Raw genomic sequence first — 506 nt, 5'->3', positions numbered from 1 at the left:
CAGGGCTTGGGTTTGTAGGGCTTCCGAGTCGAAGGAGCACTGCTGGAATATCCCAGGCGTTTAAATACGCGGTACAGGGAACCGGGATGGCGATCGTACCCGTGTTCCATTCGGAGCTTGCCATAGAGCTCGCAGAGGGAGATGTTCGGATTCCTGCGGTGAAGGTTGCGGATCCAGGACAGATCCTCCTCCGTATGAGCTTTGGGATGCGGCGTGATCGGCCTGTGAGACTTGTTTTGAAGAGATTCTTGAGTGCCGTCGAAGACCTTGATCCAGCGAAACAGAGAAGCCCTGGAAACGTGATAACGCCTGCAGACAAAGCTGACATCTTTTGTGGAGCGGTAGAGTTGACAGGCATGATATTTAGTGTGGAGTTCGTGTGGAAGATATCGCCGGGTTTGTGTTATAGTATTCATGGCGGTTGGCCCTCCTTAGGATGCTTGGTTGTGGTGACTTACATTCTAAAGGAACCAACCGCTTTTGTATATCTGCTTCAGTCTCACTTC

At 51.4% G+C, this 506-nt stretch carries 1 protein-coding gene; it reads right to left on the bottom strand.

Annotated elements, in window-relative coordinates; genetic code table 11:
• Positions 1 to 416: transposase family protein (locus tag HMPREF7215_RS13275; protein ID WP_462937955.1), on the bottom strand; the 416-nt coding region annotated here is incomplete at its 3' end.
• Positions 417 to 506 lie beyond the last annotated feature (90 nt).

Source organism: Pyramidobacter piscolens W5455, assembly GCF_000177335.1.
GTDB lineage: Bacteria > Synergistota > Synergistia > Synergistales > Dethiosulfovibrionaceae > Pyramidobacter > Pyramidobacter piscolens.
The sequence above is the reverse complement of the archived record's forward strand: the minus strand, read 5'-3'. Positions and strand labels throughout refer to the sequence as shown.